The 482-nt window shown below is 66.8% G+C and carries 2 protein-coding genes; both read left to right on the top strand.

All coding sequences use genetic code 11. The features are described from left to right. Window positions 1-187 (top strand): prolyl oligopeptidase family serine peptidase (locus tag CWM66_RS28375; protein WP_146159973.1); only part of this gene is annotated, 187 nt, incomplete at its 5' end. 79 nt (window positions 188-266) lie between these two features. Beyond that, a partial coding sequence (locus tag CWM66_RS28370) for a hypothetical protein (protein ID WP_199200091.1) occupies window positions 267-482 on the top strand: 216 nt, incomplete at its 3' end.

Below are 482 nucleotides of genomic sequence, written 5' to 3'. Positions count from 1 at the left end.
TGGCATGGTCGATGACAACGTGTTCTTCAAGGACTCGGTGGACATGACCCAGAAGCTGATCGAACTGCACAAGGACAACTGGGAGATCGCCCCGTACCCGCTGGAGCGACACGGCTTCACCCGCGCCGACTCCTGGCTGGACGAGTACAAGCGCATCCTCAAGCTGTTCGAGGAACAGGTGAAGTAAGCTCGCCTGCCGTGATCGCACGGACGCCGGCAGCTTGCCGGCGTCTGTCTTTGCAGCGCCGTCCACGCCAGGAGTTGCCATGGCCTTGCCGTCCCGCCCTTCCGCCCCGCGCAGCAGCTTCGTCACCGTGATGGCCTGGCTGAGCCTGGGCGTGGCGGCGATGAGTGCGGTGGGCAGCCTGATGCAGGCGCTGCTCGCGCTGGCGATGCCCGACACCGGCGACCTCGGCGGCTTGCTCCCGCCCGGCGCCACGTTGCCGCCGCTGCTGGACTGGCTCGTCCGCCACATGGTTTCG

Source organism: Kosakonia sp. H7A, from assembly GCF_003028445.1.
GTDB lineage: Bacteria > Pseudomonadota > Gammaproteobacteria > Enterobacterales > Enterobacteriaceae > Kosakonia > Kosakonia radicincitans.
This window is presented reverse-complemented; position numbering and strand designations above follow the sequence as displayed.